Origin of the sequence: Fictibacillus tiangongensis (genome assembly GCF_048083785.1) — a bacterium.
Taxonomy (GTDB): Bacteria; Bacillota; Bacilli; order Bacillales; family Fictibacillaceae; genus Fictibacillus.
The window spans coordinates 496265-516425 of the sequence record NZ_CP182294.1 but is presented as its reverse complement, the minus strand read 5'-3'; the positions used below and the strand labels follow the sequence as shown (position 1 = coordinate 516425).

The 20161-nt window shown below is 40.5% G+C and carries 19 protein-coding genes; 10 read left to right on the top strand and 9 right to left on the bottom strand.

Translation table 11 applies throughout. The features are described 5' to 3' along the window. Positions 1 to 114 precede the first annotated feature (114 nt). Positions 115 to 1467 carry an L-cystine transporter gene (locus tag ACNJYY_RS02895; protein ID WP_416731795.1) on the bottom strand — a complete coding sequence of 451 codons (1353 nt, stop codon included), beginning with the start codon at positions 1465 to 1467 and terminating at the stop codon, positions 115 to 117. A gap of 330 nt (positions 1468 to 1797) precedes the next feature. Here ACNJYY_RS02895 and ACNJYY_RS02890 point away from each other — a divergent pair, with 330 nt between their 5' ends. After that, the gene (locus ACNJYY_RS02890) at positions 1798 to 2367 is read left to right on the top strand and encodes a DJ-1/PfpI family protein (RefSeq protein ID WP_416730496.1); all 570 of its coding nucleotides are present in this window, start codon (positions 1798 to 1800) and stop codon (positions 2365 to 2367) included. Here ACNJYY_RS02890 and ACNJYY_RS02885 read toward each other — a convergent pair. Both ACNJYY_RS02885 and ACNJYY_RS02880 read right to left on the bottom strand, forming a co-directional pair. Next, complete coding sequence (locus tag ACNJYY_RS02885; RefSeq protein WP_416730495.1) at positions 2364 to 2732, bottom strand: 5-formyltetrahydrofolate cyclo-ligase; 369 nt, start codon at positions 2730 to 2732, stop codon at positions 2364 to 2366. The two genes, ACNJYY_RS02890 and ACNJYY_RS02885, sit on opposite strands and share 4 nt — an antisense overlap. Before the next feature lie 38 nt (positions 2733 to 2770). Beyond that, positions 2771 to 2920: a hypothetical protein gene (locus tag ACNJYY_RS02880; RefSeq protein WP_416730494.1), complete on the bottom strand. Its 150-nt coding sequence runs from the start codon at positions 2918 to 2920 to the stop codon at positions 2771 to 2773. Between the two features lie 121 nt (positions 2921 to 3041). Between ACNJYY_RS02880 and ACNJYY_RS02875 the strand changes: the two genes are divergently transcribed. The 3 genes from ACNJYY_RS02875 to ACNJYY_RS02865 all read left to right on the top strand — a co-directional run bounded on the left by ACNJYY_RS02875 (position 3042) and on the right by ACNJYY_RS02865 (position 5419). Continuing rightward, positions 3042 to 3494 (top strand): DUF2269 family protein, encoded by a 453-nt coding sequence (locus ACNJYY_RS02875; RefSeq protein ID WP_416730493.1) that lies wholly within the window; start codon positions 3042 to 3044, stop codon positions 3492 to 3494. 65 nt (positions 3495 to 3559) lie between these two features. Beyond that, complete coding sequence (locus tag ACNJYY_RS02870; protein WP_186320646.1) at positions 3560 to 3721, top strand: hypothetical protein; 162 nt, start codon at positions 3560 to 3562, stop codon at positions 3719 to 3721. A 141-nt stretch (positions 3722 to 3862) separates the two neighbouring features. Then, positions 3863 to 5419 carry an ABC-F family ATP-binding cassette domain-containing protein gene (locus ACNJYY_RS02865; protein ID WP_144704074.1) on the top strand — a complete coding sequence of 519 codons (1557 nt, stop codon included), beginning with the start codon at positions 3863 to 3865 and terminating at the stop codon, positions 5417 to 5419. Between the two features lie 53 nt (positions 5420 to 5472). On the opposite strand, the gene ACNJYY_RS02860 is transcribed toward ACNJYY_RS02865, so the two are convergent. Further along, positions 5473 to 6450, bottom strand: a complete 978-nt coding sequence (locus ACNJYY_RS02860) for a nuclease-related domain-containing protein (RefSeq protein WP_416730492.1) — start codon at positions 6448 to 6450, stop codon at positions 5473 to 5475. A 266-nt stretch (positions 6451 to 6716) separates the two neighbouring features. Continuing rightward, on the bottom strand, positions 6717 to 8627 hold the full coding sequence (locus ACNJYY_RS02855) for an ABC-F family ATP-binding cassette domain-containing protein (protein ID WP_416730491.1): 1911 nt from the start codon (positions 8625 to 8627) through the stop codon (positions 6717 to 6719). 416 nt (positions 8628 to 9043) lie between these two features. Here ACNJYY_RS02855 and putP point away from each other — a divergent pair, with 416 nt between their 5' ends. Further along, positions 9044 to 10519 (top strand): sodium/proline symporter PutP, encoded by a 1476-nt coding sequence (gene putP / locus ACNJYY_RS02850; protein ID WP_416730490.1) that lies wholly within the window; start codon positions 9044 to 9046, stop codon positions 10517 to 10519. A gap of 39 nt (positions 10520 to 10558) precedes the next feature. Here putP and fni read toward each other — a convergent pair whose 3' ends face one another. The 3 genes from fni to ACNJYY_RS02835 are packed head-to-tail and all read right to left on the bottom strand — an operon-like array spanning position 10559 to position 13211. After that, positions 10559 to 11602: a type 2 isopentenyl-diphosphate Delta-isomerase gene (gene fni / locus ACNJYY_RS02845; protein ID WP_416730489.1), complete on the bottom strand. Its 1044-nt coding sequence runs from the start codon at positions 11600 to 11602 to the stop codon at positions 10559 to 10561. Continuing rightward, positions 11562 to 12107 (bottom strand): glycosyl-4,4'-diaponeurosporenoate acyltransferase, encoded by a 546-nt coding sequence (locus tag ACNJYY_RS02840; RefSeq protein WP_416730488.1) that lies wholly within the window; start codon positions 12105 to 12107, stop codon positions 11562 to 11564. The genes fni and ACNJYY_RS02840 overlap by 41 nt, the downstream gene beginning before the upstream one ends. Then, positions 12108 to 13211, bottom strand: a complete 1104-nt coding sequence (locus ACNJYY_RS02835) for a glycosyltransferase (protein WP_416730487.1) — start codon at positions 13209 to 13211, stop codon at positions 12108 to 12110. A gap of 258 nt (positions 13212 to 13469) precedes the next feature. Here ACNJYY_RS02835 and ACNJYY_RS02830 point away from each other — a divergent pair, with 258 nt between their 5' ends. The 5 genes from ACNJYY_RS02830 to ACNJYY_RS02810 all read left to right on the top strand — a co-directional run bounded on the left by ACNJYY_RS02830 (position 13470) and on the right by ACNJYY_RS02810 (position 19036). Then, complete coding sequence (locus ACNJYY_RS02830; protein WP_416730486.1) at positions 13470 to 14975, top strand: phytoene desaturase family protein; 1506 nt, start codon at positions 13470 to 13472, stop codon at positions 14973 to 14975. A gap of 2 nt (positions 14976 to 14977) precedes the next feature. Further along, positions 14978 to 15817 carry a carotenoid biosynthesis protein gene (locus tag ACNJYY_RS02825; RefSeq protein WP_416730485.1) on the top strand — a complete coding sequence of 280 codons (840 nt, stop codon included), beginning with the start codon at positions 14978 to 14980 and terminating at the stop codon, positions 15815 to 15817. Between the two features lie 5 nt (positions 15818 to 15822). Then, positions 15823 to 16929, top strand: coding sequence for a glycosyltransferase (locus tag ACNJYY_RS02820; protein ID WP_416730484.1), 1107 nt, complete (start codon positions 15823 to 15825; stop codon positions 16927 to 16929). After that, positions 16926 to 18416, top strand: a complete 1491-nt coding sequence (locus ACNJYY_RS02815) for a phytoene desaturase family protein (RefSeq protein ID WP_416730483.1) — start codon at positions 16926 to 16928, stop codon at positions 18414 to 18416. The genes ACNJYY_RS02820 and ACNJYY_RS02815 overlap by 4 nt, the downstream gene beginning before the upstream one ends. Positions 18417 to 18526: 110 nt before the next feature. After that, on the top strand, positions 18527 to 19036 hold the full coding sequence (locus tag ACNJYY_RS02810) for a GNAT family N-acetyltransferase (protein ID WP_416730482.1): 510 nt from the start codon (positions 18527 to 18529) through the stop codon (positions 19034 to 19036). Positions 19037 to 19313: 277 nt separating this feature from the next. Here the strand turns inward: ACNJYY_RS02810 and ACNJYY_RS02805 are convergent, their stop codons facing one another. After that, a complete protein-coding gene (locus tag ACNJYY_RS02805) occupies positions 19314 to 20156 on the bottom strand; it encodes a phytoene/squalene synthase family protein (RefSeq protein WP_416730481.1) in 843 nt (280 codons plus the stop codon). Positions 20157 to 20161: the final 5 nt, after the last annotated feature.

Genomic DNA, 20161 nt, shown 5'->3' with positions numbered 1-20161 from the left:
AGTTCAGTTTTTACTTTTTACCCTTAATCTCGCCAACGTACACCTGACTATGTAAAATTCACAAATAAAAAAACGACCTTGCCTCTTTTAGACAAGGTCGTTCATATTTATCTCTTATGCACTTACTTCTACTTGATTTTCAGTATCGTTATAAACATTCGTATCGAGCTGATTCTGAATCTTACTTGTTAAAAGTCCAGAAGTCATCGAACCACTTACGTTAACAGCGGTACGACCCATGTCGATCAATGGCTCAACAGAAATCAATAGACCTGCTAAAGCGATAGGAAGATCCATTGCGGAAAGTACCAGGATCGCCGCAAACGTCGCTCCGCCTCCAACACCTGCTACACCAAACGAACTTAGCGCTACAACTACGACCAGCGTCAACAAGAACGATGGAGACAACGGATCGATTCCGACTGTCGGAGCGATCATGACTGCAAGCATCGCCGGATAAATTCCAGCACATCCGTTTTGTCCGATTGAAAGACCGAATGAACCTGAGAAGTTTGCGATTCCGTCAGGTACACCCATGCTCTTTTGCGTACGAATATTTAAAGGAAGTGCACCGGCACTCGTACGAGATGTGAAAGCAAAGGATAATACCGGGAATGATTTCTTCATATAAGTAATTGGATTCAAACCTGCAAATGTTAAGAGCAACAAGTGAATTCCGAACATGATCAGCAATGCTACATAAGAAGCAATAACGAACTTGCCTAGCTTTGCGATCGCATCCATATCACTTAGTGCAACTGTTTTGGTCATCAGCGCGAGAACCCCATATGGAGTTAGACGAAGAATCAACGTTACTACTCGCATGATAACCGCATAAAACGCATCAACAATCTTAGCAAAAAGCTCTGCATGCTCTTCTTGCTTACGTTTTACCCCTAAATAAGCTACGCCCAGGAATGCCGCAAAGATAACGACAGCAATTGTTGAGGTCGGACGAGCTCCTGTGAAATCTAAGAACGGGTTAGCTGGTAATAATGAAAGAACCTGTTGCGGAAGCGTGAGATCTTTTACCTCTGCAAACGTACCTTCCATCTGCTCACCACGGGCCGTCTCTGCATCTCCTTGCTCGATCTGAACAGCTTCAAGATCGAAAACCGTTGAAGTCGCAATTCCAACAACAGCGGCAATTGCAGTTGTACCTATTAATATCGCGATGATCAATCCACTAAGTTTTCCGATGTTTCCTTTTAAGTTCAGACGCGTAAACGCTGAAAGGATTGAAATAAATACGAGTGGAACAACGATCATTTTTAAGAACGTTACATAACCGCCACCGACTAGATTGAACCAGTCAGTCGATTTAGCAGCAACCTCAGAGTCTGCTCCATATCCGTACTGAAGTCCCAGTCCGAACAAAATCCCTAGACCGAGCCCCGTAAAAACACGTTTAGAGAAAGAAACGTGCTTTTTTTGCATGTAATACAAAACACCCAATAAAATAAGCATAATAGCAATATTCGATAAAACTAAACCAGTAGTCACCTACAAGCCCCCCTTTAGTTAACTAAATTAAATTAATACAATTAAACCCATCTGTCAAGTAGGAATTACCAGTAGAACGTTTTTTGGCTACCACCTCCTCACACAAAAAAAGACAAGCTTTTAATAAGAGTAAGCCCATCATAAGTGTGTTTATGCTTTAGTCACAGGTGAAATATTTAGTTGTGATACAGATATATTCACCTTAAAAATAATTTATGCTTGTTTTTGTAGTAAATTCCTATGAGTAGGTGCTAAGATTTGGATATATGATATTTGAAACTGGAGGTAACTCATATGAAAAAAGTTCTATTGTTGGTCTACGATTCTTTCGCAGATTTTGAAGTAGCTATTTTAAATACGTGCTTAAGCGGTTCAGAATATGAACTTGTTACATGCTCTCCTGATTCTTCCATCCATACAGTCACATCAGCAGGCAATCTTAAAATTAAACCTGATCTGTCGGTAAACGAAATCACAATAGATGATTATTCTGCTCTGATTATCCCTGGCGGAACACCGTTTCCTTTTCTGGAAAATTCGATGGTTACCAAAATGATTCGATCTTTTTTTGATAAAGATAAGCTAATTGGCGCCATCTGTGGAGGACCTGCCCTGTTAGGTGCAGCTGGTATTCTGAACCATATCCAATATACAGCTTCGCTAACTGAAGATGACTCACGCTATACGTCTGTTATGAACTGGGGCAATAAGTGTGAAGAACATCTTGTAATTGACCAAAATGTAATCACAGCAACAGGTTCAAACTATATTCAATTCGCTGAAGAAGTTTTACGCCAGCTTAAAGTTTTTCCTAACAACACGTTAAATCCGCTTGAATATTTTAAAGTACCAACAATGTCCTAACGTTTATTTGCTGTCAGCTCCTTAATCTCTTTTAAAACAGGCATGACGTTCATGTCTTCCTCACTCACTTCATCCCAAACGATCCCTGTTGGCTTAGGATAAGGAGAACACGTTTCGATCACCCCTTTTTCCGTGGCAATCCAGTCAACTGTTAAATCAAAAACATCAACAGGGATTTCATCTTCCACGAGCTGTGCACTTTGAATCGAAGTGATCACTGGCACCTCTTTATTGCCTAGCTCCCGAATGATCGCATATTCCCTATCAGCGTATCCTTCTCCCTTTCCAAGTCGTCTGCCATCACGATGAATCGCCACCGAACCGACAACAATCAAATCAATTTCTGGCATTTGCGACAGAGGCAAAACTCTTCCATAATTTAAAATGCTCGATAAACTCGCAGCTACTCTTTCATTTCTGTTATATACCTTGCAGCGGTCTCTGCCCCTTTAAAATTAGGTATTCGATTCGTTAATGGAAACGGGAATCTTCCTAATTTTTCTTCAGTCAGCTTTTTCCAAACTTTTTGCCTGATTTCATGTTTTGTTTTCATTTAGTTAACTCCTTTTAAAATCAGGATAAAAGTCTCTGTTAAAAAGAAGGACTATTTACCTGTATAAAGTAATAACTTGAAGGTAGGTATTTGTTCATACATATGTAAAGGGGGAAATGCGATGACTCTTTATGGCGCACTCGTATTGTTGCATATCTTGGCAGCCATAGTCGGCTTAGGTGCAAGCTTTGCCTTGCCAGTCGTTACAAAATTTGCAAAAACCGCTAGTCAGGCACGCTATGCACTCGAAGTAAATACTAAGATTGAAACATTGCCGAAGATTGGCAGCTTAACACTTCTTGCAACTGGACTTTTATTGGGTTATTTAAATACTTCACTGTTTAGCGAAGTATGGTACATCGCATCATTGGTTATTTATGTATTAGCACAAGTTCTTGTTATTAGCATCATTCCTAAGAAACAAAAACAGATGAGTGAGATTCTTGGTTCTCATGAAGGTGATGATCTTCCAGACTCATATCGGACGATCGATAAGCAACTCGATCCTTACGTATATTCTTTGCACGGTTTAGCTGTCTTACTTATTATTTTAATGGTGGTAAAACCTTTTTAATCTCTTCATAATCGCCTCTTCTCTTGGACACAATATGGTGTAAAGAGATGAGGAGTGAAAATTACATGGCACGCGGAAAATCTTTTGAACATAAAAAACAAGGTCATCCAGGAAGATTTCCTGATAATACACTGCAAAACAGACTCGTTGAAAAAAGCGATGAAACAGATTCAGTGAACCTTGCAACAAAAGAAGCATTTAAGAACCGAACTGGTGAACAGGAATAGATGACGATCATGGCACTCTTGGAAAATCTTCCATGGGTGCTTTTTCTTTTTTAAGATTACGTATGCACCTATTGAGTTCCTTCCCCATTCAATACTATAATCAAGAGGGTACAAATTACTGACAGAAAAGGTGTTATATAGATGAGTATTTTAACGGTGCAAGGCTTAAGCCATGGTTTTGGCGATCGTGCCATATTTAATGATGTTTCCTTCCGCCTGCTTAAAGGTGAGCACATCGGCTTGATCGGTGCTAATGGTGAAGGTAAATCAACATTCATGAATATTATTACAGGTAAATTAAAGCCTGATGAAGGTAAAGTAGAGTGGGCTAAAAAGGTGCGTGTCGGCTACCTTGATCAGCACACGGTTCTACAAAAAGGCATGTCGATACGCGATGTGTTGAAGAGCGCGTTTCAATACTTGCTTGATATGGAAAACGAAATGAACAGCATGTACGAAAAAATGGGTGAAGCAACACCTGAAGAGCTCGAAAAGATGCTTGAAGATGTTGGTGTCATTCAAGATACATTAACGAACAACGACTTTTACGTGATCGATGCAAAAGTTGAAGAGATCGCGCGCGGACTTGGTCTTGATGATATCGGTTTAGACCGCGACGTACATGATCTAAGTGGTGGACAGCGTACGAAAGTATTGCTTGCTAAGCTTTTATTAGAAAAGCCAGAGATCTTATTACTGGATGAGCCGACAAACTACCTGGATGAGCAGCATATCGAGTGGCTGAAGCGTTATCTGCAGGAGTACGAAAATGCGTTCATCTTGATCTCGCATGATATTCCTTTCTTAAACAGCGTTATCAACTTGATCTATCACATGGAAAATCAAGAGTTAAACCGTTATGTAGGTGATTACGACCACTTCAAATCTGTTCATGAGATGAAAAAATCTCAGTTGGAAGCAGCATTTAAACGCCAACAGCAAGAGATTGCCGGATTGAAGGATTTCGTTGCACGTAATAAAGCACGTGTTTCCACTCGAAACATGGCCATGTCCAGACAAAAGAAACTCGATAAGATGGATGTTATTGAACTCGCTAAAGAGAAGCCAAAGCCAGAGTTCAATTTTAAAGAAGCGCGAACACCAAGCAAGCTGATCTTTGAAACGAAAGACCTTGTTATCGGATATGACGAGCCACTTTCTAAACCATTGAACCTGCGTATGGAACGCGGTCAAAAAATTGCTTTAGTCGGTGCGAACGGTATCGGTAAAACAACGTTACTTCGCAGCATCCTTGGTGAGATAACGCCTGTTTCAGGTTCCGTTGAGCGCGGTGAAAATCTAGAGATCGGTTACTTCGAGCAAGAAGTGAAGTCAGCGAACTATAATACATGTATCGATGAGATCTGGAGTGAATTTCCTGGTTTTTCACATCATGAAGTTCGTGCTGCTCTCGCGAAGTGCGGTCTAACGACTAAACACATCGAGAGTAAAGTTGAAGTGCTTAGTGGTGGAGAAAAGGCAAAGGTTCGTCTTTGTAAACTAATCAACCACGAAAACAATGTTCTTGTTCTTGATGAGCCAACAAACCATTTAGACGTAGAAGCAAAAGACGAGTTAATGCGTGCCTTGAAGGCTTTCAAAGGCAGTGTGCTGTTGATTTCCCATGAACCTGAATTTTATAAAGAAGTGGCAAATGATGTCTGGAACTGTGAAAGCTGGACGACGAAAGTGTTTTAAGTAAATCAGTTTGCTAGCCCTCATCTTTGGATGGGGGTTTTTTATTTGGGAGTTTATTTTGGTAAAGGGATGGTATAGGTTGCGGCTTTTCTTGAGCCGGTCGGCTTCAATTTCATACTATGGAGGAGTTTTTTTACGGATGATTGTGATTGCATGTGGAGAAACGAGCGTAGATCTTTGTTTTTGACCACAGGACTAAACAAAAGTGCATAATCAATAATTGCTTTTTTATGAGCATCCATATAAGTTTTGGAACACTTTGTACACAACCAGTTTCGTTTTATTCTAATTAATGCAATCTGAGTACAGTTCGGACAAAAAACACCTGTTAAAATTTCATTGCGATGAATATTGAACAATTTTAGAATGTCAGGATTATGCGAAGTATGTTCTTTTAAGAGCAGAGAAGAAATTCTTTTTATATCTCGCTTTTGAAGAATAACTTCAGTTTCTAGCTTTTCAATTTCTTTGATTTTGTTAGGTAAGGTCCTACCTCTTATTATTTTTTTTGCGTTTGATCCGTACTTTGGGGAAATTCGAATATAAGATTTTGGATTCGTGATTACAACTAGGGTATAAATCGGTATTAGAGGAAATTTGTGTCTGCAAAGCCATTTAAACAAATGTTTCTTTTGTATTTCAACTTGATTTACAGGGTCTGGAAAAGTTTCATCTATCCCTTCTCTAGTACGCACAATTTGATCATATTGATGATCAAAATACAAATTACCTATTAAGTTCTTAACTTCAATTATGATACAAAAACTTGGGTGGAGAATTAATGCGTCTAGTTGGAAATAAAGTTGATTGTTATCGTATCTGGGGATTCGTAAATCGTGGAAAATGTGGTAATTATCCTTTAGTAGTTCAGAAAGGTAATAATCTAGCTTTAACTCTCCTCTAAAGCCTGCTAGGTATTTTCTATAGTTGGTCTCAATCAGTTGCTTCTGAGTATGATTTGGGAGAATTCTTTCTAATAAAACTTCAAATTTTAATAGTTTAAGCGGTTTGGTTCTGGTTTTTTTAATCAATTTATCACTTCCTCTTATTCTTGGACATGAACAGTTGATTCGCTAACTATGGTGTAGAATCCTTTTTTAGTAATAGTTATTTTTATAGGCCCTAAATTTGGTTTTATAGGCCCTAAATTTCTATATATGGGCCTTCAAAAAATTTAAAGGTCCTTCAAGTAATTTTATAGGCCTTCAAAATTATTTATAGGCTTTTCGACAAATAATGCCAACCGCCTTTCCCACAAAAAAACACCCCCTGCTAACAGCAAGAGGTGCCCATCCAATCAACTATTCAGCTCTTCCACTAACAGAGAAAGCTCTTCCCAACGTTCCATCGCCGCTTCAAGCTCGTTCTCTACTTTTTTCTGCTCAGCCATAAGCTCGCTGATCTTGCCAAAATCGCTTCCTGCAGCAACAATTTCTGCTTCATATTGCTCTTTTTTCTCTTCCAGGTTCATGATTCGTTCTTCAATCGTATCCCAATCTTGCTGATCTTTATACGACAGTTTTTTCTTCTTTTCTTTACGGTGCTGTGCAGGAGGTTCCGTTGCATCTACAGACGAAGCCTCTTTCTTCATCGCAGCGGTCCGTTCATCACGCTCTTTCTTCTCTTCCATATAGTACGAATAACTGCCTTGAAACCTTACAACCTCTGCGTTTCCTTCGAATGCAAGAAGGTGATCGACGACACGGTCTAAAAAGTAGCGGTCATGGGAAACAGTCAGCACTACGCCAGGAAAGTTTTCTAAATATTCTTCTAAGATCCCTAACGTTTGAATGTCCAAATCGTTTGTCGGCTCATCCAAAAACAGCACGTTCGGCTCTTCCATTAATACTTTTAGCATGTACAAGCGGCGTTTCTCTCCACCTGATAACTTACGAATATACGTATACTGCATATAGCGAGGAAACAGGAATCGTTCGAGCATCTGTTCAGCCGTAATCGACTGACCATCTACTGTTGTAATGACCTGTGCCGTTTCTTTGATATAGTCGATTACGCGCAAGTTGCCGTCGAGCTCTTCGTGATCTTGTGTGTAGTAACCAATCTTAACCGTTTCCCCTACTTCGACGGAACCTGAATCAGGAGTCATTCTACCTGCTAACATATTTAACAGAGTAGTCTTCCCGCTTCCGTTCGGCCCGATGATCCCAAGTCGTTCTCCCGGAACAATTAAATAATCCAGGTCTTTAACTAGCTCTTTTCCATCTAAACTTTTGCTCAATCCTTCAACTTCAATCACTTTTTTACCGAGTCGTTGCGATCCGATCGCAAACTCAACAGAGCCTTTCACTGCAGGACCTGTTTCTTCTTGCAAAGTTTCAACTCGTTGAATTCTAGCTTTCTGTTTTGTAGTTCGCGCTTTCGCACCACGGCGTAACCACGCTAACTCGCGGCGAAGTGTGTTCTGTCGCTTATCTTCATTCTGAAGGGCGATTTCTTCACGTTCCGCCTTTTTCTCTAAGTACGTTTCGTAATTTCCCTCATAAACGTAAAGTTTTCCATTATCGAGCTCAAAGATGTTGTTCGTTACGCGGTTTAGGAAATAACGGTCATGGGTAACCATTAATAAGGCGCCTTTATAGTTTCCTAAGAACGTTTCTAGCCATTCGACCGTTTCATTATCAAGATGGTTTGTAGGCTCGTCCAAAATCAGTAGATCTGCAGGTTGAATGAGTGCTTTTGCGATCGCCACACGCTTCTTTTGCCCACCGCTTAAATGCTTCACTTGACGAGAAAAGTCACGAAGACCAAGCTTTGTGAGCACCGTTTTTGCGATGGTGTTTGCTTCCCATGCCTCATTTTCATCCATCTTTTGCTGACTGTTCATCAAACGCTTCAGTTTCTTTTCGTTCGACGGATCAGATTCTAGATCGAGGAGGGCTTGTTCATATTCACGCATCGTCTTCATGATGAGAGATTCCCCGAAATAAATTTGATCTAAAACGGATAACTCTTCATCTAGCTCTGGTTCTTGTGCCACATATTCAATCTGAAAGGTATTTGCATGTGATAGCGTTCCTCGTTCTGCAGGTTCGAAACCAGCTATTGCTTTTAATAATGAGGACTTACCTGTGCCATTCGGTCCGATGAGCCCGATTCTTTGCTTGTCGCTGATTGAAAAAGTAATATCGTCAAACAGCGTTTTTTCACCATATGTTTTATATAGATTTTCAACTAATAAAATACTCAAAACCATATCATTCCTTAGGCTAATGTCTTTGCATTCTATTGTAGCTTAACCCTGTCAGAATAGCATCTTTCGGTTATGATTTGCATTCTTTTTGGAATTTTTGTTATAGTGTAAAACATGTTCTGAAAAGAAGTGGGCACGTTTTTTGCTCAAAACGGATGCCGCCTATTTTCAATTCACACATCGGCTTTGCTTTTTTCTTGTAGTTGATGCTGGGTTAATGAATCCGGCAAGTTTTTAATGCGTTTATCGACCGCGCTTTTGACTTCAAGTTTTTTTCTGCTATTCCTCGCAAGCTCTTTTTGCAAATAAAAAGCTCTAAGAAACAACCTGCCAACTTTTTCATAAACAAGTCATCCGTTGAGCAAACTAACATGACCCATTTCATGAAAAAAGAAAAGGAGAGAAATTTTTACATGCAAACAGGAGTTATTATTTCTTTGGTTATTTACATGGCCGGTATGCTTTATATCGGATATTGGGCTTACAAAAAAACATCTGATCTAAATGACTACATGTTGGGTGGAAGAGGATTAGGTCCTGCAGTTACTGCACTTTCAGCCGGAGCATCAGACATGAGTGGTTGGATGATGATGGGTATTCCAGGTGCGATGTTCACGGACGGGATCAGCTCAATCTGGATCTCTGTTGGACTCGCTATCGGTGCTTATCTGAACTACATTCTTGTAGCACCTCGTCTTCGTACGTATACAGAAGTCGCAGATGATTCCATTACCATTCCTGATTACCTTGAAAATCGTTTTAACGATAGACAAAAAATTCTACGTATCGTTTCTGGACTTGTAATCATTATCTTCTTCACACTTTACGCATCTGCTGGACTTGTATCTGGCGGTAAGCTGTTTGAAAGTGCATTCGGTACAACTTATCTAACTGGTATGTTGATTACGGTTGGGGTAGTTGTAGCTTATACACTATTTGGGGGATTCCTTGCAGTAAGCTGGACGGATTTTGTTCAAGGCTGTATCATGTTTGTCGCATTGATCTTAGTTCCAATCGTTGCGTTTACTGATATCGGCGACACGCAAACAGTTATCGATACGGTTCGCGGGGTTGACCCATCCCTTCTTCAAGCAACAAAAGGATTGACCACTCTTGGGTTGATATCGTTTTTAGCTTGGGGATTAGGTTACTTTGGACAACCACATATCATCGTTCGTTTTATGGCGATCACATCTGTAAAAGATATTAAAACAGCAAGAAGAATCGGTATGAGCTGGATGATTATCTCACTTATCGGTGCTTCTCTTACAGGATTGATTGGTGTTGCTTGGTTCGCTAGAGAAGGAAGAGAACTTGCTGATCCCGAAACAGTATTTATCGAGTTTGCGAACCTGCTGTTCCACCCGCTAATTACTGGTTTCTTATTAGCAGCCATTCTAGCTGCGATCATGAGTACGATCTCTTCTCAGTTGTTAGTTACATCCTCTTCTGTAACAGAAGACTTTTATAAGCAATTCTTAAAGAAAGATGCTTCACAGAAGGAACTCGTTATGATCGGTCGTATTGCGGTACTTATTGTAGCCGTAATCGCTGTATTGTTGTCGTTGAACCCTAGTGATACCATCCTTAGCCTTGTAGGTTATGCATGGGCAGGATTTGGTTCAGCTTTCGGACCACTTATTCTGTTAAGTCTCTTCTGGAAGAAGATGACGAAGTGGGGTGCTTTAGCAGGAATCATCGTTGGTGCTGTTACAGTCCTTACTTGGGTACAGTTCCCAGACCTTAAAGAACAAGTATATGAGATGATCCCTGGATTCTTCTTAAGCTTAATCGCAATTCTCATTGTGAGCTCATTAACGAAAAATCCATCTAAAAAGGTTCAAAACCAGTTTGATGACATGGAAGAGACACTTGATGATTTAAAATAATGTAAACAAAAAGCGTTCCTGACTATAGGAGCGCTTTTTTTATACCTTCTTAATAAGTCGATCTGAATGTGCGAGTTCTTCTATACGACCAGCACCAATTCCAAACATGGCCGCACGCATCTCAAATTCGATGCGTTCCATCTGTATGAGCAGCGCTTCAACATCATTTTCTACAGCTGATGGCAGTAGTAGTCTTCCAAAACCAGCTAGATTAGCACCTAGAGCAATTGATTTTGCAGCATCAACACCGTTTTTGAGTCCCCCGCTTGCAATCAATGGAGTGGAAAAATTATTTTTCCTGACCGCAAGGATGCTTTCAGCAGTCGGCAGTCCCCAGTCTAGAAAAGCTTCCGCTGCTTCTTTTCGAATGCTGTCGTTCGAACGATAGCTCTCTACTTGTATCCATGACGTTCCACCTGCACCAGCCACATCAATGAATTGAACACCTGCAGATGTAAGGCGGTCAGCGGTTTTTTCGTCAATTCCCATTCCTACTTCTTTTACACCGACTGGTACTTGGAGAGAATTTGCGATTTTTTCAATCTTAGATAGCAAATGAGAAAAGTTCGTATCGCCTTCTGGCTGGAACACTTCCTGTAATGTGTTTAAGTGCAACACAAGCATATCTGCTTCTGCCATCTCAACTGCCTGTCTACACTGATCGATCCCAAAGTCATAATTGAGCTGAACCGCTCCAATGTTTGCGATGATCGGAATATCAGGAGCATACTTCCGAATCTGAAACGTATAAACAAGATCCTCGTTTTCAACCGCAGCTCTCATTGATCCGAGGCCGATCGCCCATCCTTTTTTTTGAGCAGCCATCGCTAACTGTTGATTTATTTGATAGGCAGTTTCTGTTCCACCTGTCATGGAAGAGATTAAAAATGGCGTACGCATCTCTTTGTTTAAAAATGTGGTTGAAAGTGTAATTTCATCAAATGATAATTCAGGCAATGCGTTAGGTATGAATCGATAGTCTTCAAATCCAGTCGTAATGTTCTTACCTTCAACATCTTCGTTCAAACTAATTCTAATGTGTTCAGTTTTCCGCTTTTCCGTAAGGTCCTTCGAAATATCCAACAACTTTCCTCCTCTTTCGTTCCAGTGTCTTATTCTTGAGATCCAATATTCGAATAAGCCTGAACCTGTTATATCTTTGGATTAATATGAAGGGTAGATTAAACAGAACGGCATACAAAATCATGATGTTGCCGATCCAAACAGGGTTCCACAAGAAAAACAATAGAGCTGGAGGCATAGACAGCCAATGCGTTAGTTCCGCGCGACGTGTTTCCGCTAAAAAACGAGATAAATACTCTAGGGAATCTCCTTCTAGTGTTTTCTTCGCAAATCCTCCCCTATAAAAATCACCACCATCAGGCAGTATGGTTTTCCATTTACGTATTCCTATTTTTTCATACCATCCTCCATCGTTTTCCCAACCAAAAGCTGAATCCCATCTGCTCTCTTTTGTAAAGTGAGAAAAAGGAGTTCGATGAATGATATAAGCCACAGTTAAATGAAAAATGAGCCAGGCAAGTATATTGATCACTACCGTCCAAAACGGAGAAAGTTCAATCAGCATTTACACATCTCCTTTTTCAGAAACCGAGATTTCTCTACCTTTCCACTTTACTTCTTTTTTGATCACACTCAAAATAAAAGACCAAATGTACACCACAGAAAAAAACAAGAAGTGCGCAGGGTGTGATAAAGCGGAAAGAAATGTATTCGTTCCAATTCTCTGCATTAAGGTCTTAATCTGAATAGCATATAGAAGATAGAAGATCCCCCATATCACCATTTCGTTCACATCTTGAACCAATAAGAAAGGAAGCTGAATGGCTAGACTTATTCCTCCAGTAATCCAAGCTACTGTCAGAACTAAGGGCATGAGAGGCGTTTTTGCTGAACCAAGTGCGAAGCTTTTACACCATCCGAAAAACAGTGCTGAAAGACCTTCTGCATACATTCTGAAATAAACCGCCTTGTATCCGGAGAAACAAGTAACGTTCACATCTTGATTCATAGCTACTCTTCCCATTTCCATATGTTCAAGAACTTGATGCCTAATCCCTTCATGACCACCTATCTCTGTATACGTTTCTCGGTCGATCATAAGACAAGGTCCAAACGCACCAGCAGGTCTCTTTTTGAATAGCGTAAAGCATTGCATGGCCGCCATGACGATTATGTTAAATAGCGAAGATAATTTTTCTCCGGCACTCTTCATTTGATGAAACGGTTGAACACTGATCATTCCCCCGCTTCTTTCCCATTCACCGCACAAGCGTTCAATTCCGTCTCTCTCTATTTCTAGATCAGCATCTAAAAATAACAATAAAGAGCCTGTAGCATGTTTTGCTCCATTCCAACATGCCCATGGTTTACCTAACCAGCCGATTGGAAGACGTTCTGGCTTTACAACGGTAACACCAAACTCCCGAGCGACTTCTTCAGTTCGATCTTCAGAATCATCGTTAACAACAATCACTTCATGAAGCTTTATACTTTGGCTGCTCAATGTCGGCAATAAATTTTTTAAGTTTGCTTCCTCATTCCTTGCGGGAATAATTACTGAAACAGAATGTGGTTTATGAGGACCTTTAGCACTTAGCGTGCGAATATTCCATAGCATGAACCATCCACAAAGCCACATGATCGATAGATACAAAAGTGTAGAAAACATGTCGACTGTCTCCTTTAGAAAAAAGTTATAGTTACAGCTTTGGCTTTGTATTCTTTTTTCAAACAATTCTTAAAAAAAGAGGAATTTTTGTATTCAGTCAAGAACTGAAAATAAAGAGTCGCTTTTTGAATATGTTGAAAAAGCGTTCAATAATTTTACAATGGTTGTACATAAACTATACAATACAGAGGAACAGTCGTACAGCAACAGCTAAGAAACAAACTTAACCTTTCAATCCCAATACCGAGGAGGATTTTGATGAAGAAAAAAGTGTTAGTTGTAGGCGGCGGACTTGGAGGCCTATCGGCAGCTCTTCGTTTAGCAGCTGATGGTCACGAAGTAACTGTACTCGAAAAGAATGAACGTATTGGCGGTAAACTCAATCAGCGTTCTGGAAAAGGCTATACCTTTGATACGGGTCCTTCCATCTTAACGATGCCATGGGTACTTGAGCAGCTGTTCGAGTCGGCTGGAAAGAACATTCACGATTACATAAACATCCAGCGTATCGAGCCACAATGGAGAACTTTTTTTGAAGATGGCACTGTGATTGATGTGACGAGCGACCTCCCAGAGATGCTGAAGGAAATCAATAAAGTGAATCCGCAAGATGCTGCTTCATTCTTTAAGTATCTGGATTATTGCAGCCAAATGTACGAACTTAGCATGAAGAGTTTCTATAAGAAAAGTTTATCTGGATTGAATGATCTGCGTACTCTTCACAGCTTCAAAGAACTTCTTGCGATGGATCCTGTAAAATCAATGGACCAAGCAACGAAAAAGTTCATTAAAGACAAACACCTTCAACAACTATTTAATTTCTTCATCATGTACATCGGTTCCTCCCCATATCAGGCACCTGCCGTTCTTTCTCAGTTGATTCACGTGCAGCTCGGCCTTGGCATTTATTATGTGGAAGGCGGAATGTACAAGATTGCTGAATCGATCCTAAGTGTTTTAAACGAATATAACGTTGATGTTCGAACAAATCAAAAAGTAGTTGGAATCTTAACAGAAGGCACTACGGCTAAAGGGGTAAAACTTGAGAACGGCGAAGAGCTGTATGCTGATATCGTAGTTTCTAACTTAGAAGCCATTCCAGCCTATAAGACGCTTCTCTCCAACCATCCGCAAGCTAAAAAGGCTGCGGAAGATCTGAGTAAATACGAACCTACTGTATCAGGTCTCGTCTTATTGCTTGGCGTTGATAAAAAGTATGATGAGTTCGCACATCACAACTTCTTCTTCTCTCAAAGTCAGGAAAGTGAATTTGATCAAATCTTCAACACGGGTATTCTTGCTGATGATCCTACAGTTTATGTAGGAATCTCTTCAAAAACCGATCCGACTCAAGCACCTGAAGGCAAAGATAACTGGTTTGTCCTCACGCACGTGCCTCCTCTTAAAGAGGGAGAAACGTGGGAAAGCAACCTTGAAAGCTATCGCGAGCTCGTGTTGAACAAGCTTGAGCGAATGGGAGCTAAAGACCTGCGCCAGCACGTTGAATGGGAATACACGTTTACTCCTGACACTTTAAAAGAACTTTACGGACCGAACGGTGGCTCCATCTACGGTATTCGAACGGACCGCAAGATGAACGGCGGATTTAAGATTCCGAGCAGAAGCAATCAGTTTACAAATCTTTATTTTGTTGGCGGCTCTACACACCCTGGCGGCGGCGTTCCAATGGTAACTCTATCAGGACAGCTGACAGCCGATTTAATAGGTGAAGATTTAAAAAATGTTTCAAAGGAGATCGGGTAATATTGCAAACAGCACAGCAGCATGGCACCATCGATAAAGTACTTTTTCGGTTCTTTATCTTTTGGTATAGCGTAGGATTAATACTTCTTGTTTTTGATATTCTCCCACCTGCTCTTGAATGGGCAAACAGTGTGTTTTTAATCGCATGCGGTGTTCTTGGAGGATTTTACTTTTATCGAACGTACGGTAACTTTGGCGCAATCTTTACTCTTTTCGTTCTGTTTGGAAGTATCGTAGCAGAGAGTATCGGCGTCAAGACCGGCCTAATTTTTGGTCAGTATAATTATAGCGATCAGCTCGGTTTACAATGGTTAGGCGTACCAGTTGCCATCGAATTCGCGTGGGTGATGATTTTAGCCGTCTCTCACGCGATCGCTGGTGGAATCGTTAAACCATTTAAAGGTCAAACAGCTATAAAAATACCACTCTATGTTGTTACAGGTGGTCTGATCGCTGTTGTCATGGATGGGATAATCGATCCTGTCGCTTACCTTGTTAAAGGTTACTGGTTCTGGGATGGATCAGGGATATACTATGGAATACCTTTGCAAAACTTTGTTGGCTGGTTTCTTTTGGCTAGCTTCTTTCATATCACTTTAGTTACAGGTTTGAATATTACGAAGAAAACTGCAACATCTCAGCATCCTTATTGGCATTCTCGCACGATTGCTGTGTTTTTGATGGTCACGAGCATGTTTGTTCTACTAGGATTAACATCAGAGCTATATCTGGCGGCAATCGGTGTTACTATCGCTAGTATCATATTGTTGAGTTTATATCGCATAAACAACAAACCACTTTCTCTTAATCGCAATATAGCTTACAGCCCGGGGAAAAGGTGATATCCATGGTACTCCTATTTATTACAGCTGCCACTCTCTTTTTAGCAGCAACCTTATTAAATAGTCTCTTTTTACCCTCTCTAAAAAAGCCCTCATTCAGGGCTTCTCATTCGGAGAGGGTTGCTGTTTTTGTACCGATGCGGAATGAAGAGAAGAACGTAGCTGGTCTCGTCAGCACGTTAAAAGGACTGACGTATCATGAAATATCCTTTACTATCCTAGATGATCATTCAGATGATGATACATATAACTCGCTGTTGAAACACATCGATAACGATAGCCGTTTCAGCGTTTTACATGGGAAGGAACTTCCTTCAGGCTGGGCAGGTAAAGTGCATGCCTGTCATCAGCTTAGTCAAAGTGCAACAGGTGATTATCTTTTATTTATCGATACGGATGTTCGGCTTCATCCCCATACGATTGAGACTTCACTCTCATTATTGAAGAAGCGAAAAGCTAGTCTATTATCTGGGTTTCCAAAGTTTCCTGTAACTCTCTTTTTTGAGAAACTGATTGTTCCTCTGCAGCATTTTGTTATCCTTTTTCATCTTCCTCTTCTTTTTGCGAACTTTACAAAATGGCCTCCATCATCAGCAGCACACGGTGCGTTCATGTTGTTTAAGAGTGAGGATTATCGTGCCATTGGCGGTCATGCTAGCATTAAGGGTTCATTAGTTGATGATGTAGACTTAGCCAAAACCATGAAACGAGCCCGTTATAAAGTTGTTCTCGCTAATGTAACGAAATATGTTTCTTGTTATATGTACTCGACCAATAAAGAAGTTTGGAACGGATTTACGAAGAACTTGTTTCCTGGATTAGGGCGTTCCATCTTTCTCGTTGCTTTCTTATCTCTTTTTTATACCGGATTTTACATAGCTCCTTTATTCTTTTTCATATACGGCATATTCACTGATCAACTGCTATGGCTGCTTCCTTACTTCATTACAGTCATTCAAAAGGCATATGTCGACCTGTTAACGGGACAAAAAGCTTATCTTGCCTTCACCATGCCGTTATCTGCATTAGGGTTAGTCGTACTAGTGAATGCCTCTATGTGGAAAGCTCTAAAAAAGAAAGGCTACGAATGGAAAGGACGTTCTTATCAATGAGAAAAATTGCAATTGTCGGAGGCGGCCTTGGCGGATTATCGGCTAGCATCTCACTTGCTAGTAACGGATGTGAGGTTCATGTCTATGAAAAAAACGAGCATTTTGGCGGTAAATTGATGCCTGTAGCTTTAGGATCTCATACGTTTGATTTCGGACCAAACACCATCACGATGCCTCAAATATTTGACGAGGTGTTTCTGGATGCAGGTGAGGATCCTAGAGACTATTTTCAGTGGATCAAATTAGATACGCATACTCGTAACATTAGCAGCAATGGTGAAATTTTTGAGATGTCGACCGATGTAGGCCATGTGATGAATCAATTAAAAAAACTTGATCCTTATGCCGCACAGCGCTATCACGATTATCTTTCTGAAGTGACACGTTTGTATCATCTAGCAGAAAAAGAATTTTTCCCTAGAACCTTTACGAGTATGAAAGATTATCTTTCTCCCTCACTTTTTAATGCTTTTACAAAAGTGAGACCTCTGCAATCCATGGACAGCTTTCATCATAAATACTTTAAGCATCCGCTATTGCTGCAAACCTTTAACCGGTATGCTACTTACATAGGTTCATCGCCCTTTCAAGCACCTGCTACATTCTCTCTAATCGCTTATCTAGAGATGATCCAAGGGGTTTATTACGTAAAAGGCGGCAACGTAAAAATCGCCGAAAGCATGGTACGACTAGCAGAAAAGCTTGGGGTACATTTACATGCAGGAGTAGAAGTTAAAAAAATTAACGTGACAGACGCTGAAGCAAAATCTCTGACTCTTTCAAATGGACATGAAGTTGTGTTCGATGCTGTCGTAATGAACGGAGATCTGCTCGAAGCGTACCCTAAACTCGTAGAAGAGCGCTTCAGACCTTCTATGAAAAATAAAAAAGTCGAGAGCTACTCACCTTCAATCTCGGCATTTGTTCTCTTAGTAGGACTAAACAAACGGTTAGATACTCTGCTGCATCATCAAGTGTACTTCTCAGATGACTATAAACGAGAATTCAAAATGTTATTCGACGGAGATTTTCCCGATGATCCAACCATCTATATTTCGAATTCATCTGTAACGGATCCAACCGTCTCACCTGAAGGAGACAACCTTTTTATATTGGTTAACGCACCGCCTGTTCGAACGTCTTCTTCTAAAAGCCTAGATGAGTATGAGCAATACAAACATTTAGTATATGATCGGCTAGAGTCGTTCGGTCTTCAAATACGGCCGCATATCCTTCACGAGAAGATGATAACCCCTCACGACATACAAGCTAAATTTGGAGCTTTTCGAGGGGCTTTATATGGTATATCAGCAAATGAACGTAAAAACACGTTCCTCCGCCCTTCTAATCGCTCTAAAGATATCCATAATCTGTACTTTGCTGGAGGTACAACGCATCCTGGAGGCGGCTCCCCGATGGTCATCATGAGCGGCCGCAATGTCGCCCGTGAACTGCTGAAGGGGTCAGTCCCCAAACAATTATCATAAATCAATGAAAACGAGCAAACGCCCGAAGCGTTTGCTCGTTTTTAAATTCATCTGTCATACTCTTTCCATTTTGTGGTACACTATTTTTTAAAAACATTGGGGGATATGGCATGGAAGTCCGTCTCTTAAAACCTGAAGATGCAAAAGCTTATTGGGAGCTTCGACTTGAAGCATTAAAATCCAATCCAGAAGCGTTCGCTTCAAGCTATGAAGAAGCAATTAGAAGAAAAAACCCACTTAAAGAAGTAGCGAGCCGATTACAAGAAGAAGGAAGTTATACGTTCGGCATGTTTGATCAAAATCAGTTGATCGGCAATGTAACGTTAGTCCAAGAAAAAGCTTTAAAAATGCAGCATCGCGGCAATATTTATGCCATGTACGTAAGCGCTAATAACCGTAAAGCAGGTGTCGGTCGCTCTTTGATGAAAGCCGTTATTGAACATGCAAAACGTATACCTGTTCTTGAAAAACTGAACTTAACAGTTGAAGCTAACAACGAAAAAGCAAAGAACCTTTACACTTCACTCGGTTTCAAAACCTATGGATATGAAGAAAAAGCCCTTAAAGTAGATGATCAGTATCACGATGAAGAACACATGGTGCTGTTTTTGCACATGTAACCGCTGTATGGAAATACCATCTAGGGTATACGACCCGTTAATACTTGAAATTTTACCTATAACCCTAGAAATTACTGAATTAATACGGCGAGATTATGCCGGAATACGGCGAGTTTTACTGATATATCGGCGAGTCGACATTTTCGACTCTTACTAAATTGCTCTATACCCCTCTCACGAGAACTTGACGCAACTAAAACAGAAACACAGAATATCAAAAAGAGCTGACAACACAGGCAACACCACCTGGTTCATCAGCTCTTTTACTAGTATAAAGTTATTTCACAGCAATCTGCTTCAACAGTGCTCCTTTTTCAGCACTTGACACAAATGCTCTTCCGTTAAACACTTTATAATGCTGCTTACGTACTTTGTTTAGAATCTCACGATAATAGATTGCTGCTAGTTGGACAGGCATTCGAGATTCAATCGGATAGTGCTCTAATGTTTCATTAAATTTTGCATAAAAGACTTCTGCACGAAGCGCTATACTCTCCCATGCCGCGATAAAACGATCATCCACCACTTCATTTTTCAAATCCTCTTCGGTATAACCATGTTCAGCCATTACTTTTAATGGAACATAAACTCTGTCGCGGTCTAAATCTTCCGCGATATCCCGTAATACATTTGTAAACTGCATGCCGATCCCAAGTGCGATCGCTCCTTCGCGAAGCTGATCTTTTTGTTCAGGAGCTAATATTGGTAATAGCATCAAACCGACTGTACTGGCAACGTGATACGAGTAGTACTCCAGCTCTTCCACTGTTTCGTAATGTGTCTTATACAGATCCATTTCTTGTCCTTTTACCATATCTAAAAAAGCTTGATGATCCATCTCGAAGTTATGAAAAACATCCTGCAATGCGATCCACATTGGTTCGGCTGCAGGAATTTCGCCTTTAAGAAACTGATTGAACTCTGCCTTAAAGACAGCTAGCTCTTTCTCGGGGCTATCTCCCTCATCTACAATATCATCTACCGTTCTGCAAAATGAGTACACGGCCCAAACGGCACGTCGTTTGTCTTCTGGTAAGTATGAAAATGCTTTATAAAAGGTTTTAGAATGAACTTTAATGATCTCTTCACAATGAGAATACGATTCCTGAACCGTTACCAACTGTT